Origin of the sequence: Micropruina glycogenica (genome assembly GCF_900289045.1) — a bacterium.
Classification (GTDB): Bacteria; Actinomycetota; Actinomycetes; order Propionibacteriales; family Propionibacteriaceae; genus Micropruina; species Micropruina glycogenica.
Window position 1 is genome coordinate 744,491 of record NZ_LT985188.1, and the last position, 16,814, is coordinate 761,304.

17 protein-coding genes and 1 pseudogene are annotated in these 16,814 nt (G+C 68.4%); 11 read left to right on the top strand and 7 right to left on the bottom strand.

Going from position 1 to position 16,814, the window contains the following annotated elements; all coding sequences use genetic code 11:
• The first annotated feature begins 246 nt into the window (after positions 1-246).
• From MPLG2_RS03420 to MPLG2_RS03430, 3 genes are read left to right on the top strand one after another with little or no spacing between them, the layout of a single operon-like run.
• On the top strand, positions 247-1,173 hold the full coding sequence (locus tag MPLG2_RS03420) for a PhoH family protein (RefSeq protein WP_105187438.1): 927 nt from the start codon (positions 247-249) through the stop codon (positions 1,171-1,173).
• A 1-nt stretch (position 1,174) separates the two neighbouring features.
• The gene (gene ybeY / locus MPLG2_RS03425; protein WP_105184934.1) at positions 1,175-1,630 is read left to right on the top strand and encodes an rRNA maturation RNase YbeY; all 456 of its coding nucleotides are present in this window, start codon (positions 1,175-1,177) and stop codon (positions 1,628-1,630) included.
• Entirely contained in the window at positions 1,630-2,580 is a 951-nt protein-coding gene (locus MPLG2_RS03430; protein ID WP_105184935.1) for a phosphotransferase family protein, read from the top strand. Before ybeY ends, MPLG2_RS03430 begins: the two co-directional genes overlap by 1 nt.
• 100 nt (positions 2,581-2,680) lie before the next feature.
• Here the strand turns inward: MPLG2_RS03430 and MPLG2_RS03435 are convergent, their stop codons facing one another.
• Both MPLG2_RS03435 and MPLG2_RS19240 read right to left on the bottom strand, forming a co-directional pair.
• Positions 2,681-2,893: a hypothetical protein gene (locus MPLG2_RS03435; protein ID WP_197710065.1), complete on the bottom strand. Its 213-nt coding sequence runs from the start codon at positions 2,891-2,893 to the stop codon at positions 2,681-2,683.
• Between the two features lie 270 nt (positions 2,894-3,163).
• A pseudogene (locus tag MPLG2_RS19240) lies at positions 3,164-3,440 on the bottom strand (transposase); the annotation flags it as partial.
• Positions 3,441-3,775: 335 nt separating this feature from the next.
• On the opposite strand from MPLG2_RS19240, the gene MPLG2_RS03445 reads away from it, so the two are divergent.
• The 6 genes from MPLG2_RS03445 to rbsD all read left to right on the top strand — a co-directional run bounded on the left by MPLG2_RS03445 (position 3,776) and on the right by rbsD (position 9,615).
• Positions 3,776-4,783 (top strand): LacI family DNA-binding transcriptional regulator, encoded by a 1,008-nt coding sequence (locus MPLG2_RS03445; RefSeq protein ID WP_105184937.1) that lies wholly within the window; start codon positions 3,776-3,778, stop codon positions 4,781-4,783.
• A gap of 39 nt (positions 4,784-4,822) precedes the next feature.
• A complete protein-coding gene (locus MPLG2_RS03450; RefSeq protein WP_105184938.1) occupies positions 4,823-6,331 on the top strand; it encodes a sugar ABC transporter ATP-binding protein in 1,509 nt (502 codons plus the stop codon).
• Positions 6,332-6,422: 91 nt separating this feature from the next.
• Positions 6,423-7,289, top strand: coding sequence for an ABC transporter permease (locus tag MPLG2_RS03455; protein WP_105187440.1), 867 nt, complete (start codon positions 6,423-6,425; stop codon positions 7,287-7,289).
• A 29-nt stretch (positions 7,290-7,318) separates the two neighbouring features.
• Positions 7,319-8,254 carry a substrate-binding domain-containing protein gene (locus MPLG2_RS03460; RefSeq protein WP_105184939.1) on the top strand — a complete coding sequence of 312 codons (936 nt, stop codon included), beginning with the start codon at positions 7,319-7,321 and terminating at the stop codon, positions 8,252-8,254.
• 64 nt (positions 8,255-8,318) lie between these two features.
• Entirely contained in the window at positions 8,319-9,209 is an 891-nt protein-coding gene (rbsK, locus tag MPLG2_RS03465) for a ribokinase (RefSeq protein WP_197710066.1), read from the top strand.
• Positions 9,210-9,225: 16 nt separating this feature from the next.
• A complete protein-coding gene (gene rbsD, locus MPLG2_RS03470; RefSeq protein WP_105184940.1) occupies positions 9,226-9,615 on the top strand; it encodes a D-ribose pyranase in 390 nt (129 codons plus the stop codon).
• Between the two features lie 327 nt (positions 9,616-9,942).
• Here the strand turns inward: rbsD and MPLG2_RS03480 are convergent, their stop codons facing one another.
• Positions 9,943-11,169: a DUF2254 domain-containing protein gene (locus tag MPLG2_RS03480; protein WP_158680835.1), complete on the bottom strand. Its 1,227-nt coding sequence runs from the start codon at positions 11,167-11,169 to the stop codon at positions 9,943-9,945.
• Positions 11,170-11,281: 112 nt separating this feature from the next.
• On the opposite strand from MPLG2_RS03480, the gene MPLG2_RS03485 reads away from it, so the two are divergent.
• Both MPLG2_RS03485 and era read left to right on the top strand, forming a co-directional pair.
• A complete protein-coding gene (locus tag MPLG2_RS03485; protein ID WP_105184943.1) occupies positions 11,282-12,625 on the top strand; it encodes a hemolysin family protein in 1,344 nt (447 codons plus the stop codon).
• Positions 12,625-13,539 carry a GTPase Era gene (gene era / locus MPLG2_RS03490; protein ID WP_105184944.1) on the top strand — a complete coding sequence of 305 codons (915 nt, stop codon included), beginning with the start codon at positions 12,625-12,627 and terminating at the stop codon, positions 13,537-13,539. Before MPLG2_RS03485 ends, era begins: the two co-directional genes overlap by 1 nt.
• Positions 13,540-13,667: 128 nt before the next feature.
• On the opposite strand, the gene MPLG2_RS03495 is transcribed toward era, so the two are convergent.
• Genes MPLG2_RS03495 through MPLG2_RS03510 form a run of 4 tightly spaced genes read right to left on the bottom strand, consistent with a single transcriptional unit; the run spans position 13,668 to position 16,789 of the window.
• The gene (locus tag MPLG2_RS03495) at positions 13,668-13,964 is read right to left on the bottom strand and encodes a VOC family protein (protein WP_197710067.1); all 297 of its coding nucleotides are present in this window, start codon (positions 13,962-13,964) and stop codon (positions 13,668-13,670) included.
• A 20-nt stretch (positions 13,965-13,984) separates the two neighbouring features.
• The gene (locus tag MPLG2_RS03500) at positions 13,985-14,815 is read right to left on the bottom strand and encodes an ABC transporter permease (RefSeq protein ID WP_105184945.1); all 831 of its coding nucleotides are present in this window, start codon (positions 14,813-14,815) and stop codon (positions 13,985-13,987) included.
• Positions 14,802-15,740 (bottom strand): ABC transporter ATP-binding protein, encoded by a 939-nt coding sequence (locus tag MPLG2_RS03505; protein ID WP_105184946.1) that lies wholly within the window; start codon positions 15,738-15,740, stop codon positions 14,802-14,804. Before MPLG2_RS03505 ends, MPLG2_RS03500 begins: the two co-directional genes overlap by 14 nt.
• Positions 15,737-16,789 (bottom strand): LolA family protein, encoded by a 1,053-nt coding sequence (locus MPLG2_RS03510; RefSeq protein ID WP_158680836.1) that lies wholly within the window; start codon positions 16,787-16,789, stop codon positions 15,737-15,739. The genes MPLG2_RS03505 and MPLG2_RS03510 overlap by 4 nt, the downstream gene beginning before the upstream one ends.
• Positions 16,790-16,814: the final 25 nt, after the last annotated feature.

A 16,814-nucleotide genomic window follows, 5' to 3' on the forward strand; every position in this document is an offset into this window, starting at 1 on the left:
GGCATCTGTGTCTACCGCCAGGATCCGTATCTGATGCCGGGCTATTTCACGGCACCAGACCGCGGAGCCGGCACCGGGCAGCGATGCCGGCAACGGTTTTCGTCCCGCCGGGTCGGCACCGCGACCTGTCGGTGCCGCGGAGTAGCATGCGTGAGTCAACTTCAAGGAGGAGCATTGCCCAAAGCCGACAGTGACGTGAACACGCCCACGGGTGTGCGCCGGCTCACGGTTCCCGCGTCGGTCGACATGGTCAACGTGCTGGGCCCGCGGGACGAGTTTCTGCGCATTCTCGAGCGCGACCTGGCCGCCGACGTGCACGTGCGTGGCAACGAGTTCACCTTCACCGGCGAGCCCACCGACGTCACGGTGGCCGCTGAGGTGCTCACCGAACTGGTCACCATCGTGCGCACCGGCCAGGGCCTCACCGCCGACGCCGTCGAGCGGGTGGTCGGCATGACCGCACAGTCGGCCGAAACCCTGCGGCCGGCCGAGGTGCTCACCCAGAACATTCTCAGCAGCCGGGGCCGCACCATCAGGCCCAAGACGCTCAACCAGAAGCGCTACGTCGACGCCATCGACGCCCACACCGTGGTCTTCGGCATCGGCCCGGCCGGCACCGGCAAGACCTACCTGGCCATGGCCAAGGCCGTGCAGGCGTTGCAGGCCAAAGAGGTCAACCGCATCATTCTCACCCGGCCGGCGATCGAGGCGGGCGAGCGGCTCGGCTTTCTGCCCGGCACGCTCACCGACAAGATCGACCCATACCTGCGGCCGCTGTACGACGCGCTGCACGACATGGTCGACCCCGACTCGGTGCCCCGCCTGCTGACCGCCGGCACCATCGAGGTGGCGCCCCTGGCTTACATGCGTGGCCGCTCGCTGAACGACGCGTTCATCATTCTCGACGAGGCGCAGAACACCTCGATGGAACAGATGAAGATGTTCCTCACCCGGCTGGGCTTCGGCTCGAAGATCGTGGTCACCGGCGACGTCACCCAGGTCGACCTGCCCACCGGCACGCGCTCGGGCCTGCGCATGGTCGAGGGCATTCTCGACGGGGTCGACGACATCGCCTTCTGCCGGCTGACCAACCACGACGTGGTGCGGCACAAGCTGGTCGGCCGCATCGTGGCCGCCTACGACCGGTTCGAGTCCACCGAACGAAAGCACTGACATGAGCGTCGAGGTCAACAACGAGTCCGGCGTGCCCGTCGACGAGCAGCGCCTGGTGGCCCTGGCCCTGTTCGCTCTGGACGCCCTGCGCATTCACCCCCAGGCCGAACTGTCGGTGCTGCTGGTCGACGAGCCCACCATGGCCGCCTACCACGAGAAGTACATGGACGAGCCCGGCCCCACCGACGTGCTCAGCTTTCCGATGGACGAGCTGCGCCCGCCCCGCGACGGCGAAGAGCCACCCTTGGGCATGCTGGGCGACATCGTGCTGTGCCCGACGGTCACCGCGGCCCAGGCGGCCGAATCGAACCGCACCCCCGACGAGGAGGCCGACTATCTACTGATTCACGGCCTGCTGCACCTGCTGGGCCACGACCACGCAGAGCCTGATGAGAAGAAGGTCATGTTCGACCTGAACGACCGCATCATCGCCGGCTGGAAGGCCGCACGGCGCTGATGGCCGAGCGCCGGCGGCCGACGTTCGCCGAACTTCCCGACGACGTCCGCGGCTGGGTCGAGCACACCGTGGGCGGTCGGGTCGTGCGCACCGTTGCAGTTCAGGGTGGTTTCTCGCCCGGCGTGGCCGAAGCCTTGTTCACCGCCGGGGGTGCGGCCGGGTTTCTCAAGGCGGTTCACCCGGGCCTCAACCCCGACACACCGGCCCTGTTACGAGCCGAGGCCAAGGCACTGGCTTCGATGCCGTCAGGGCTGCCGATAGCGGCCCTGATCGATGTGCACGATCAGGGCGACGACGGCTGGGTCGCTCTGCTGCTCGAACATGTGGACGGTCGGCAGGCCCCTTTGCCGTGGACTTCCGAAGCCGCCGATGCGGCTTTGGCCAGCCTTGTCGTACTGTCCGCGGCGCTCACTCCGGCACCGGCCGGCGAGTGGGTGAGAGCAGAGACAGCGCGGCGCAGCATGTTCACCTGCTGGCCGGCGCTGACCGATTGTGCAGACCTCGACCCGTGGCTGGTTGACCGGGTGCCGTGGCTGAACGCCGCCGCCGAGCGGGCGTTGTCGGCCATGGCGGGCGATGCGCTGATTCACCTCGACCTGCGGGCCGACAACATGATGCAGCGTCCAGACGGGGCCTTGGTGATCGTCGACTGGGCGTGGGCGATGCTCGGCGCGGCCTGGATCGACCCGGTGCTGCTGGCCATCGAGTTCATTTCGAGCGGCGCACCCGGGCTCGACATCGATGCTCTGCTCACCCGCGTCGCTGACCAGCACGGCATCGGGGTCGACACCGCCGTCGACACGCTGGCCGGCATTCTCGGCTTCTTCGAAGCGGCCTGCCGCCGTCCCGATCCACCGGGGCTGCCCACGCTGCGCGACTTTCAGCGCTTCCAGGCCGACGCCCTGCGTGGCTGGTTGAAGGAGTCGGTGCTTGCGGGCCACCTTCAGTGATCGCTTGACGATCGGAGAGATCCAGGCGTTCGCCCGGATGACGGTGGGTGCGTCGCTGCGGGGGCTTCGTCATCCCGGCGAACGCCGAGATCCCGCCCGCTTACCTCCAGCTCGTCGGGCCCGACGACCCGGCCCGGTAGGTGTCCATCGGCACCGTGCCGTCGTCCCAGGCCTTCATCACCGGGGTGAGAATGCGCCACAGATCCTCTGCCACGTCGTCGCGCACCGACAGCAGCGGATCGCCGTCCATGATGTGGGCCAGAATCTGGCCGTACGGCCGCACCGGACTGTTGCCCAGGTCGGCGGTGAGCACGGTCTGTTCGCGGTCATCACACCGATCTGCTGGTCTCTCACGGTGAGGCCAAGCTTCTGTGCAGCCACCATGACGTGGGCGGCGTTGACCGGCTGCGCGTGGTCGTAGCCGGCGATCGGTCCTTCCGGGACGGAGTTGGGGTCAACGTAGACGGCCCGGCCGCCGAGGTTGCAGGCGGCGGGGGTGCTGCCGGTGATGAGGATCACGCCGCTGAGCACGAACCCGATCAGGAGAGCGCGGATGAGCAGGATCGCAACCATGGTGCGGCCACTCGAGCACCGATGGGAAGAACGAGCCGGTGCGTAGCTTCGGGATCTGCACTTCGACGGTGCCGCCCTTGGTCATCACCTCCCGGGGGCGGGTGCCGTTGCGTTCGTTGGTGCGCTCGGGGGTGCGTTCGTAGCGGGTCGGCGCCGATCACGGCGATCGCTTCGGCGTCGATCAACTCCTGCAACACCATCCGGACCGACTCGCGCACGAGGTCGACCCCCTCGCCGTTGTGGACAGACGTCAGTAACCCGGACAGAGCAGACTGGAACTGGGCCATCGGTGAACCTCTTTCGATGCGTGCTTGGCCGTACACACCGAAGATCTCGCCGATGGCCCACCCATCAGCTCAGGACACGCCCACCCCCAAAAGCCCACCACCCGGAGGGACCCACACGCGCGCAGTTCGTCCGTCGTCAGCTCGAAGTCGGCGGGGGAGCGCTCACCTTGTTGAATCTCGCACCACGTGTCCCTCGACGGAAGCGCGCCAACGCCGTACGGACGCATCTTCCCCTGCCTCTTCTCCCTCCTCTTGACACGCGCAAACGCACCTCCTACGATCCATGTAAACGATTACAGCAAACGATTACAGGCGTCGAAGAGGAGGCCGCGGGCATGGCAACCCTCAAGGATGTGGCCAGGACCGCCGGGGTCTCCGTGGCGTCCGTATCGCGTGTGCTCAGCAACCAGCCGCAGGTGTCGGATGCACTTCGGGAGAAGGTGCTGGCCGCTGCTGCGCACCACAGCTTCCGCCCGAACGCCGTGGGTCGTGCGCTGCGTGGCACGGGCACCCGGACGATCGGCCTGGTCGTCTCCGACCTGCTCAACCCCTTCTTCACCGAACTGGCCCGGGCGGTCGAGGACGCGGCCCGCGAGGCCGGCTACCTGATGATCGTCGGCAACGCCGATGAGCGACCCGAACAGCAGGACCTGTACGTCCGGACCCTGCTGGAGCGGCAGGTGGACGGGCTGATCGTGGTGCCCACGGTTGAGACCTCCCCGCTGCTCCGCGAGGCCGCGGATCTCGAGCAGCACCTCGTCCTGCTCGACCGCCCCGCGAGTGAGGTGCACGCCCCCCTGGTTTCCTCCGACACCTCCGACGCCGTATCCCAGCTGGTCGACTACCTGGTCACGACCGGGCGCCAGAACATCGGAGTGCTCGCGGGTCCGCAGTACGCCGGCACCGCTCACCAGCGACTGGAGGCGGTCCGTGAAGCCCTGGCCCGGCATGGGCTCGATCTCCCGGCCGAGCGAGTGTGGGTCGGTGACTACAAGCGTGACTCGGGTCGCGCCCAGACGCGACGCATGCTCGACGAGCGGACCACGCCCGAGGCCCTGCTGGTGTCCAACGGACGGATGGCGCTCGGTGTCCTCGACACCCTGTCGCACGCCCCGGTCGAGGGAAGCCCGTTGCCCGGTGACCTGGCCCTGGCGGCGATCGACGATCTCGACGTCTTCACGCTGCTGCGCCCGTCCGTGACGGCGATCGCGCAACCGACCCGCGAGTTGGGCCGCCGCGCCTTCGGCCTCCTGCTCGACCGCATCGCCGGCAAGCCGGTTGAGAGTGTCCGCATCCCGTGCACGCTCCACCTGCGCGAATCCACCGAACCTCGGCGCGTCTGACGACGCACGAACCAACCACATCCGTCAGAAAGGAACACTATGAGTCAGGCGCCGCCCCTATTGCAGGTCGAGGGACTCGTCAAGCGCTTCCCCGGCGTCGTCGCCCTCGGCGGCGTCTCGTTCGACCTGGTCCCCGGGGAAGTGCATGTGCTGCTCGGCGAGAACGGCGCCGGTAAGTCGACGCTGATCAAGTGCCTCGCCGGCGTCCACCAGTCCGATGAGGGCACGATCATGGTCGACGGCAAGCCTGTGGTGCTGCACGGCACCGCGGATGCGGAGCGTCTCGGCATTGCCACTATCCACCAGGAGTTCAACCTGGTCACCCAGCTGAGCGTCGCGGAGAATGTTCTGCTCGGCCGGCAGCCCCGGTCCGCGGGGATCATCAAGCCGTCGGAGATGAACCGTGTTGCCGCCCAAGCCATGGCGAAGGTTGGGCTGACGATCGATCCACGGACGCCGGTGTCGAGCCTCGGTGTGGCGCGCCAGCAGCTCGTGGAGATCGCGAAGGCCCTCAGCTTGGACGCGCGCATCCTGATCATGGACGAGCCCACGGCGGCGCTCACCGATGACGAGGTGGACCGGCTCCTGGCGCTCATGGAAGAGCTCCGCTCGCGCGGCGTGGCGATGGTCTTCATCTCGCACCACCTCGATGAGATCCGCCGGATCGGAGACCGGGTGACCGTGCTCCGCGACGGCAAGTCGATCAGCACCGTGCCGGCGTCGACGCCCACCCATGAACTGGTCCGGCTCATGGTCGGCCGCTCGATCGATGCGCAGTACCCCCGTGCGCGGGGCGAGGTCGGCGATGTCCTCCTCTCCGTGGAGGCGCTCACCGCGAAGGGCCGGTTCGAGGACATCAACCTCGAGGTGCGCGCCGGTGAGGTGGTCGGCCTGGCCGGGCTCGTGGGGGCGGGACGCACGGAGGTGCTCCGCGCGATCTTCGGCGCCGATGCGTTCGACACAGGCACCGTCACGGTCAAAGGCAAGCCAAGCCGTCGCCGCGGCATCGCGCGAGGCATCGAGCAGGGCTTGGGGCTGGTCCCCGAAGACCGCAAGCACCAGGGCCTTGTACTCGGGGCGTCCGTGGCCGACAACATGGGACTGGTGCTGTTGCGTGATGCCACGCGCGCGGGCGTGGTGAACCTCGGCCGGCTCGCCGAGTTGGCCCGCCGCGGCGTCGAGAGCCTGCGGATCCGGACGCCCAACACGAAGGCACTCGTGAAGAACCTCTCCGGGGGTAACCAGCAGAAGGTCGTCATGGGCAAGTGGCTCCTAGCCGACCCGACCGTCCTGCTCCTCGACGAACCGACTCGCGGCGTCGACGTAGGTGCCAAGGTCGAGATCTACAACCTCATCAACGACATGACATCGGCCGGACGCGGAGTGCTGATGGCTTCCTCCGACCTACCCGAGGTGATCGGCATCTGCGATCGGATCCTCGTCATGGCCCAAGGCCGCATTGTCGGCGAACTCAGTCACGAAGAAGCGACGCAGGCCACCGTCATGGCCCTGGCAGTCCAAGAAATGGAGTCAACCCGTGCCCACTGACATCGCACCCGCCTCGCCTTGGTCGAGCCGCGCCAAGGAGACGCTCGGCCAGAACGGTGCCCTCGGCGCCCTGGTCGTTCTCGGCATCGCCATGGCCATCCTCTCCCCGGTCTTCCTGACCCCGCAGAACCTGACGAACGTGGGCACGCAGGCGGCCGTCGTCGCGATCCTCGCCTTCGGTCAGACGTTCGTGATCGTCTCGGCAGGGATCGACCTGTCCGTCGGGTCGGTGGCGGCCCTTTCCGCGATCGTAACCGGCTACGGTGCCAGCAACCTCGGCCTGCCTGCCTGGATCGCCATCCTGCTCGGACTCGCAACCGGCTTGGCCGCAGGCGTCGTCAACGGGATCCTCATCAGCTACGGACGCCTCCCCGCCTTCATCGCGACTATGGCCATGTTGTCGGTGGCCAGGGGTCTCGCGCTCGTGCTCTCCAACGGCATCCCCGTAAAGGTACCGGCCGAGGTCGCCTTCTTCGGTTCGACGCTTGGCGGCTGGCTTCCGGTCCCACTGGTGATCATGGTGGTGCTGGGCGTCCTGGCGGCCTTCATCCTCAACCGCACCTACGTCGGCCGCTGCATGTACGCGATCGGCGGCAACGAGGAGGCAGCACGCCTGTCCGGAATCAACGTCGGCAGGCAGAAGCTGATCATCTACGGCCTGTCGGCCACCTTCGCCGCCGTGGCAGGCCTCGTCCTCGCCGGACGCCTCGCCTCCGGCCAGCCGCAGGCCGCCGCCGGCTACGAGCTGGACGCGATCGCCGCCGTCGTCATCGGTGGTGCCAGCCTGGCAGGTGGTACCGGCCGGGCCTTCGGGACCTTCGTCGGCGCCCTCGTCCTCGCCGTCATCCGCAACGGTCTCAACCTGCTCAACGTCTCCTCGTTCTGGCAGCAGGTCGTCATCGGCATCGTGATCGCCCTCGCGGTCCTCACAGACACCCTGCGTCGCAAGTCCAAGTGACGCTCCCACCCATCGAAAGGAAACAGTCCATGTCCCGTCTCGGAACGCGCATCGCTGCGGTAGTCGCCGCCGGAGCCCTCCTCCTCACCGGATGCTCCCAAGGAACCCCTCCAACCAGCCAGGGGAGCCAGGCCAGCAAGGTCAAGCTCGGCATGGCCATCTCGACATTGAACAACCCCTTCTTCGTCTCGCTGGAGAAGGGCGCCAAGGACGCTGCCGCAGCGGCCGGCGCCGAACTTCTCGTCACCGACGCCCGTGACGACGCAACCCAACAGGCCAACCAGATCCAGAACTTCCAGGCCCAGCAGGTCAACGCTGTCCTGATCAACCCGGTCGACTCGGACGCGGCCGCCCCGATCGTCGCCCCACTCATCTCCGCCAAGATGCCGGTCGTCGCCGTGGACCGCGCCGTCGCCGGGACGGATGTGAACGCGTTCGTGGCCTCCGACAACGTCGCTGGCGGCCGCCTAGCCGCTGAGGCGCTCGCCAAGGCCATCGGCGAGAAGGGCGAGGTGATCGTTCTCCAGGGTGTCGCCGGCACCACGGCATCGCGTGAGCGGGGCCAGGGGTTCACCGAGGGCATCGCCAAGTTCCCAGGGATCAAGGTCGTCGCGAAGCAGCCGGCCGACTTCGACCGCACGAAGGGCCTCGACGTCACGACGAACCTGATGCAGGCCAACTCCAACGTGGTGGGCATCTTCGCTGAGAACGACGAGATGGCGCTCGGCGCCATCCAGGCCCTCGGCAACCGCGCGGGTGAGGCCGTGAAGGTGGTCGGGTTCGACGGCACCGATGACGGCATCGCCGCCATCAAGGCGGGAACGATGTACGCGTCGATCGCCCAGCAGCCGGAGGAGCTCGGCAAGCAGGCAGTTGAGGTTGCCATCAAGCTGGCCAAGGGCGAGACGGTCGAGAAGACCATTGCCGTCCCGGTGGTCGTCCTCGACAAGGACTCCGCAAAGTAGCCAACCTCCCGGGCGGGCACTGCCTAGTCGGGCAGTGCCCGCCCGGCTTTGCGAAGGAGACACTGTGAGCATTGTGGTGATCGGGTCGGCCAATGCCGACCTCGTCATTGAGGTCGACCGCCGCCCGGCGGGCGGAGAGACCCTCATCGGTTCCGACCTCGTCATCACACCGGGTGGCAAGGGCGCCAACCAGGCGGTCGCGGCTGGTCTGCTGGGCGCCGACGTTGCGTTCGTCGGGTGCGTGGGCGCCGATGGCAACGGCGACCTGCTGCGGCGATCGCTGGAATCGGCGGGGGTTCGCACAGCCGGCATGGCGACCGCCGACCGCCCGACCGGGTGCGCCCTCATCGTCGTCACCCCAGACGGCGAGAACTCGATCGTCGTGTCGCCAGGCGCCAACGGCAGGGTGACCCCGGACCTGATGGCGGAACACGAGGCCGAGTGGTCGCGGGCTTTCATCGTCGTCATGCAACACGAGGTGCCGCTGGAGACGGTGACGTACATGGCCGCCCAGTGCCGTGAGCGCGGCGTCCGCTTTGTCCTGAACGCGGCCCCCGCCGCCGACGTCCCCGGCGACGTGCTGGCCGCCTGTGACCCCCTGGTGGTCAATGAGACGGAGGCCGCGCTGGTCGTGGGCGTGCCCGCTGACGCGGCCGAACCGGCCGAACTCGGACGCCAACTGCTCGACCGGGGCGCCCGCAGCGTCGTGATCACGCTCGGCGCACAAGGTTCCCTGGCGGTGCTTCCCGACGGGACGGTGGTCACCCACCCTGCCGAACGCGTCACCGCTGTGGACACCACGGGTGCCGGGGATGCCTTCGTGGGCGCCATGGCAGCGGCGCTCGCGTCCGGTCAAAACATCGAACACGCTCTGGCACTCGGGACGCGCGTCGCTGCGGTTGCAGTCCAACGGCGTGGGGCGCAGGCTTCCTACCCGCGTCGAGACGAGCTGTGAGGAAAGAGGTCACGGAATGAAGAAAAGCGGAATTCTGAACGCCGAACTGGCAGGCGCGCTCGCGAGGCTCGGTCATACTGACCTCGTGGTCGTCGGTGACTGCGGCTTGCCGCGTCCCGACGGGGTCCCTGTGGTCGACCTGGCCCTCGTGTTCGGCGTGCCTCGCTTCGCCGACGTGCTAGAAGCGCTGGCGTCTGAGATCGTGGTCGAGCGGTGCTGGGTGGCGTCGGAGATCGAACAGGCCAACCCGGACACGCACGCGCTGGTGACGCGGCTGTTCGGTGACCCCGACACGATGCCGCACGAGGAGTTCAAGAGGCGCTCGCGTGACGCCGTGCTATTCGTCCGGACCGGCGAGGCCTCCCCCTACGCGAACGTTATCATGCAGTGCGGTGTGCCGTTCTGAGCCGTCGGGCTGTTGCTGCGAGGCACGCTTGCCGAGCGCGGACGGATCTTCGGCACTGCGTACCACGGGACTGGACGCGTTCACGGGCGGAGCAGTGCCTTAAGGTGCGGCGTTCGTCCATCGCGGTGGAGGGGGACACGCCTTTGATGCCGACCAGCGACACCGTGTTGGTCAGGTTCGCGGTCAGTGATGGCATGGCCGGCCGCCAGCAGGGCGGGAAACGTCACCAGGGACGCCAGGCCGGCACCGTACCCGACGATTCCGGTGAGCACCCCGGCGGCCACCAGCAGCATTGTGATCGGGTCGGGCATCGGCAAGGGGGGACGGTCAGCCCGCTGCCGCCCGCACGGCCGCCGGGTCGCCCTCGTCGTCCAGAGCGGCGTTGGCCCGGGCCAGGGCCTGCTCGGCCGCCGTCCGGATCGTTTCGGCGTCGTCGGGCGTGGCCGAGTTGGCGAGAGCCTTCAACGTGCGCTGCAGCCGCATACCCACTTCGACCTGCCCAGCGCCGTCGCGGGCGATCGGGCGGAAGCCGTCATCGAGAAAGTCCGCAAGCGTCGCGGTCGGCACGTGTACCCGCGGGTGCTGCGCCTCGCCGGATGGGTCGCTGCCCAACAGCACCAAGGTCACCCGCTCGAGCGCTCCCAGCACCTCGATCGCGGTGCCCGGATCGTTCACCGCGGGCGACAGTGCGCGAATCGCGATCTCAGCCAGCGCCACCAGGCCCAGCCGGGGATCCTGATCGTAGGTGCGGTGGGCGTTGATTTCGAACGCGCGGCGCACGGCGTCCAACTGGTCGTCGGTGACCCGGCCCTCGACGTACGCCAAGGGCTCGCCCACGTGAGCGGCCGAACCGGGGCAGAGCCGCACGTGCACCGTGAGATCGTGCTCTTCGGCGATGCCTTGCAACGCCGCGGTGTCGACCAGCGTCACGAAGCCGCTGTCGGTGCCGACCACCGGCCTCGCCCCCTCGGGCACGATGACCCCGGGCAACCCACCCAGGGCGGGCTGCTCGGCGTAAGCGTCGGCGGCGCGGGTGGCGGCCTTTTCGACCCGGTCGATGATGTCTGCCATGCGGCCGAAATCGGCGAGGTAGCCGATCCAGTGCAGCAGGGTGATCACCACAACCGCGATCACGATCAGCGTGCCGACGAATAGCAGCGTGCGGGCGGCCTCGCCGTAGTAGCCCGTCGACAACGCGGCGATGCCGACCACCGAGAACACGAACGAGCCCAGAAAGGTCGACAGCGCGTCCTGCGAGGTGCGGTCCTGAATCAGCAACTGGGTGGCGCGTGGCGTGCCCACCGAGCTGGCCGACGAATACGCCGACACCATCGCGGTCAGCGAGAACGTGGTGACGGCCAGCATCGAGCTTGCCATGATGGTGAGCAGGTTGCCCACCGAGTTCTGCCCGATGTCGAGCGACTGCAGGGCCGGCAGCATGGGTTCGAGCCACTCGGCGCCGAGGGCGAGCAGCAGCGCACCCAGCGTGAACAGGCCGGCGCGAAACCAGATTCGCCGGCCCAGCCGAGAAACCACCGTCAGCACCCGAGTCATCGGCCGCAGGCTACTCCGCCCGGATCGCCCGACCAAAGTGCCTCGCCCGGTCGGTGGCGGTGTGCAATACAATCGCCACCATCGTCTGGAGTGAAGCGAGTGATCAAAGCTGTTGACCGACATCGAATGGTTCGAGTTGGCCGTCGCCACTGCCTGCGTGCTGTTGGCGGCCCTGGTGGTCACCGCCGAGGCCGCGTTGCAGTCGTTTTCGAAGGGCAGGGCCCAGCGCCTACTTGATGAGGGCCGCGGGGGAGCCCAGAAGCTGGTCGACATCACCCAGGATCCGGCCCCCACGCTGAACACGCTGCTGTTCGTGCGCATTCTGGCCGAGACCGTCGCCATCGTTCTGGTATCGCTGTTCATCTTCGGACGCTTCGCCGCCACCTGGGAGCGGGTGCTGTACTCGGTCGGCATCATGGTGCTGGTCTCGTTCATCCTGCTCGGCGTGGCCCCCCGCACCATGGGCCGGCAGAACGTCGACGCGGTCGCGTTGGCCGCGGCTCGTCCGGTGGCTGTGCTGACCGCCGTGCTTGGTCCGATTCCGCAGGTGATGATTCTGATCGGCAACGCGCTCACCCCCGGCAAGGGTTTCGCCGACGGGCCGTTCAGTTCCGAGGCGGAACTGCGCGAACTGGTCGACTTCGCCGAGGCGTCCGACATGATCGAGGCCGGCGAACGCAAGATGATCCATTCGGTGTTCGACCTGGGTGACACGATCGTCAAAGAGGTCATGGTGCCGCGCACCCAGATGGTCTACATCGAGCGCACCAAAACCGTGCGACAAGCGGTTTCGTTGGCGCTGCGGTCGGGCTTCAGCCGCATTCCGGTGATCGGTGACGATCTGGACGACATCTGCGGCGTGCTCTACCTCAAAGACGCGATTCGGCGCATGTACGACAACCCGCGGGCGCAGGCCACCGAAACCGTCGAGTCGCTGATGCGCAAGCCGACCTTCTGCCCCGACAGCAAACCGGTGGACGAGCTGCTGCGCGAGATGCAGCTCACCCGCTCGCACGTGGTGATCGTGGTCGACGAGTTCGGCGGCACAGCGGGGCTGGCCACCATCGAAGACATTCTCGAAGAGATCGTCGGCGAGATCGTCGACGAGTACGACCAGGAGGTGCCGCCGTCGGTCGAGATCGGCCCCGGCAGGTTCAGGGTCTCAGCCCGGCTCAGCGTCGATGACCTGGGCGAGCTGTTCGGGCTCAAGGTCGACGACGACGACGTCGACACCGTGCTGGGTCTGATGGGCAAAGAGCTGAACAAGGTGCCGATTCCGGGGTCGGTGGTCGAATGGGAGGGCATTCAGTTGGTGGCCGAGCGCGGCATCGGCCGCCGCAACAACATTCTCACCGTGCTGGCGTCGCTGGTCGAAGACACCGAGGCCGACCCGGCCGACGCCGGTGTGGACGCGGCGGCGCAGTTGGCCTCTGACTCGGCGAACCGGGCGAGCTGATGCATCGCTCCGGTTTCGCCTGCTTCGTCGGACGGCCCAACGCCGGCAAGTCCACGTTGACCAACGCCATCGTCGGGCAGAAGGTGGCCATCGCGTCGTCGCGGCCGCAGACCACCCGGCACACCGTGCGCGGCATTGTCACCCGACCTGAGGCCCAACTGGTGCTCATCGACACCCCTGGCCTGCACCGGCCGCGCACGCTGCTCGGCGAGCGGCTCAACGATCTGGTGTACGCCACCTGGGCCGAGGTCGACGTGATCGGCGTCTGCCTGCCGTCCGATCAGCGCATCGGCCCGGGCGATGAGTACCTGGTGGCGCAGATCGCCAAGCTGCCGAAGCGTCCGACCCTGGTGGCGCTGGCCACCAAGTCAGACCTGGTCGGTCGCGAACGCATGGCCGAGCACCTGCTGCGCATCGCCTCGTTGGAGCAGACCCACGGCATCACCTGGGCCGAGATCGTGCCAACCTCAGCGCTGACCGGTGACCAGGTCACTCTCGTCACCGACATGCTGATCGCGCAACTGCCCGAGGGACCCGCCTACTACCCCGAGGGCGAGGCGACCGACGAGCCCACCGAAACCCTGATCGCCGAGCTGATCCGCGAGGCGGCCCTCGAACGCGTGCGCGACGAACTGCCGCATTCGATCACCGTCACCATCGACGAGATGGGGCTGCGTGAGGGCCGCACCGAGGATCGTCCCCTGCTCGACGTGTTCGCCTCACTCGTGGTTGAGCGCGACTCGCAGAAGGGCATCGTGATCGGCCACAAGGGCTCTGTGCTGCGCGAAATCGGCACGGCCGCCAGGGCTCAACTCGCCGCGCTGCTGGGCACACCCGTGCACCTCGACCTGAAGGTGAAGGTGCTCAAGGACTGGCAGCGCAACGCCAAGTACCTCAACCGGCTGGGTTTCTAGCCTGTTCGTGGCGTGAGCTGGGGACGGTTCCTATTGCGCGCCACCTGGTGCTCGACCACTAGATCTGGTGGTCGGGTGCGTGTGGCGCGAGTTAGGAACCGTCCCCAACTCGCGCCAGTGGACGGGTTTCAGCCCATCACGTTGGTGCCGTCGGACATGATCGCCGAGATGAAACCGAAGATGTTGCCGTCGGGGTCGATCAGGTAGGCGAGCCGGCCGACACCGGGCATGTCGTCGGGCGCGAGCGCTTCGGTGCCGCCCAGTTCGAGGCCCCGGTCGAAGGTGGCGTCGACGTCCTGCACGCCGACCACCAGGTTCGCTCCCGCCACCGGAGCGCCCGGCTGGGGGCTGGGGCCGCGACGTTTGGTCAGGCCTCCGTTGGTGCCCGACCCGGGGCCGTCCTGCGAGATCGAACCTGAACCCACACCCGCAGCCCGTCGAGAGTTCAGCTGGTGACGTCTTTGGTGCGCAACCGCAGCCAGGCCAGGGTCAGGAACACCGCCGCGTAGGCCAGATCGACCCACAGCCCGGCCACGATGCGGTCGGTGAACGGCGGGTCGCGCAGCAGGTCGACGAAGGCCAGCCAGCGGTCGACCAGCAGCCAGGGGTGCAGCCAGTCGAGTTGCGGCACGCTGTCGAGAATCCAGAACAGGGTGCCGACCATGGCCGTGGCCACGGTGGCGGCGATCGGCTGCTCGGTCAGGGTCGAGATGAACAGGCCGATCATCGCGAGCGCGGCCAGTCCGGCGGCCAGGTACAGCGCCGCGAGCAGCAGCCGCCACAGCCCGTCGGCGACGCCGAGTTGGCTGCCCGACAGGGACGTGGGCGGCCCGATGCCGAACAGCACCGCGCCGGTCAGCACCCCCGCGGTGGCGACCACCACGGCCCCGATCAGCGCGCCGATGGCCAGCGACGTCGCCTTCACCAGCACCAGCCGGGCTCGTCCGACGGGTGCCACCAGCAGGTACCGCAGCGTGCCCTGGTTGGCCTCGCCGGCGATCGCGTCGCCGGCCAGCACAGAAATCGCGAGGGGCAGAAACAGGGCGATCTCGATGCTCAGCGCGGCGAAGCCCAGAAAGATGCCGTTGCCCGCCACGGCCGCGATCAGGTCACCAGACGGTGAGCGCGGGTGCCGCATCGCCGACACCTTCAGGACGATGCCGACCATCACGACCAGCCCGAACAGCACACCGAGGCCGACCTGGTTGCGGCGCCGCCCGATGATCAGCCGCAACTCGGAGCCCAACAGCCGCAGCCACCCCCTAGCCGCTGACATCGAAGCCCTCACCGGTGAGCTGCACGAACAGGTCTTCGAGGGCGGGGGCGACCTGCACGAACTCGGCCACGGATACGTCGGCCTCGACCAGGTCCCGGACGATGCGCTCGGGCGCCAGGTCGCCCAGGCTGCCCGTCACCCCCTCAGCGGTGCGGACGGCGTCGGTCACGCCGAGCCCACCGAGCACGGCCAGCGCCTGGTCGACGTCGGCCGTTCGCACTCTGAACCGGGTGGCCGTCAGGCTGCTGAGTTCACCGATCGGGCCTTGGGCGACCAGTCGTCCGGTGCGCATGACGCCCAGGTGCGAGCAGATCTGCTCGACCTCTGACAGCAGATGGCTCGACACGAAGACGGTGGCACCGTCGGCGGCAAGGTCGGCCACCAGATGCCGCACCTCGCGGGTGCCCTGCGGGTCGAGCCCGTTGGTCGGCTCGTCGAGCACCAGCAGGTCGCGCGGCTGCAACAGCGCCGCCGCGATGCCGAGGCGCTGCCGCATGCCCAGCGAGTACGCCCGGTACTTCTTGCCCGCGGCCGCGGTCAGCCCCACCCGGTCGAGCGCCGCACCGATACGCCGTTCGGACGTCGCCGGGTCGCTGCGAGCGTCGGCGGCGTCCAGTCGGTGCAGGTTGGCCCGGCCAGACAGGTAGGGGTGAAAGGCGGGCCCCTCGACCAGCGCCCCCACCCGGGGCAGCACGTCGGCCGACTCGCTCGGAATCGCGCCGCCCAGCACCCGGCACGACCCGGCTTCGGGCCGCACCAGACCCAGCAGCATGCGAATCGTGGTGGTCTTGCCCGAGCCGTTCGGCCCGATGAACCCGTACACCGCACCCGTGGGCACGGCCAGAGCGACGTCGTCCACCACCAACTGGCGGCCGAACCGCTTGGTCAGGCCGGTGGTCGACAGGGCGAGAGCGTCCGCGCTCACCTGCTGCCGAGCGCCCGGTACAGCGCGTCGGGCACCACCGCACCGACCGCCACCCGGCCGTCGTCGGTGATCACAGCGGTCAGCAGCGTGGTGCTGAGCAGCCGGCCCTTGCCCCAGCTGCCCGACACCGCAGGCAGCGAGTCGAGCAGCGCCTTGGCCTGCTGGTCGGTGCCGGTCGTGGGCATCGTGACGACCGTGACGGTCGCCCAGCCGGTGCCGAAGGTCTTGGGTGCCTCACCCTTGGGCTTCTCGGCCTTCTCGCCCTTGCCGGACGACGCCCGCGCGGTGACCGTGACGCCCGCCGGGGGCTGGAAGGCGAAGATCGAATCGTTCGGAACCGCGAAGTCGATCCCGGTGGCCTGCACGCCGACCGCCTCTTGGCCGTCGCTCGCCAACACCTTCGCCGCCAGCGGCACGAAGTGTTCGGCGTCGATCGACACCCGCACCTGCCCGACCAGGCTTTCGGTGGCGCGCGGGGTAAGGATCAGTTGGTACACCGCCCGGCCCGCCACGTAGCCGGTGCCCGAGGTGGTCACGTCCGTGGTGCCGTCCAGCTTGGTGAGCAGGGTGCGGATCGCCTCGGTGGGGCTCACTGTCGGGCTGGGACGCTTGGTGGCCGGCAGTGTGGAGTGCACCGCCTCTTGCTTCTCACTCGACCAGGCCCACACGTCGCTGCCGTTGCGAATCAGCGCGCTCTCGGTGGCGCCGTCGACCAGGGCGACCTTCGACTTCTGGTCACCGGCCGTCCAGACCCGAACGGTGTGGGTGCCGGTCAGCAGACTGAGCATCGAGGCCGTCTCGTCGTCGCCGACCCCCGCGGGCAAAGCCGGCAGCCCCAGGTCGCTTCGTTGCTCGAACGTGGCGCTCAGCCCGGGCACGTCGGCCGCGGCCACCTTGCCGAGCAGCTCGGCGGGGGTCAGCGGCGGCAGCGTCGGGTCGGCGGACGCAGCCCGCACGCTCAGCCCGGCGATGCCTGCCAACGCCAGGGCCCCGGCGAGCACCAGAGCCCAGGCACGAGTACGGACGGACCTGCGTGACTCAGCCTTCATGGCGTCAATCATGCTCCTGTGGGCA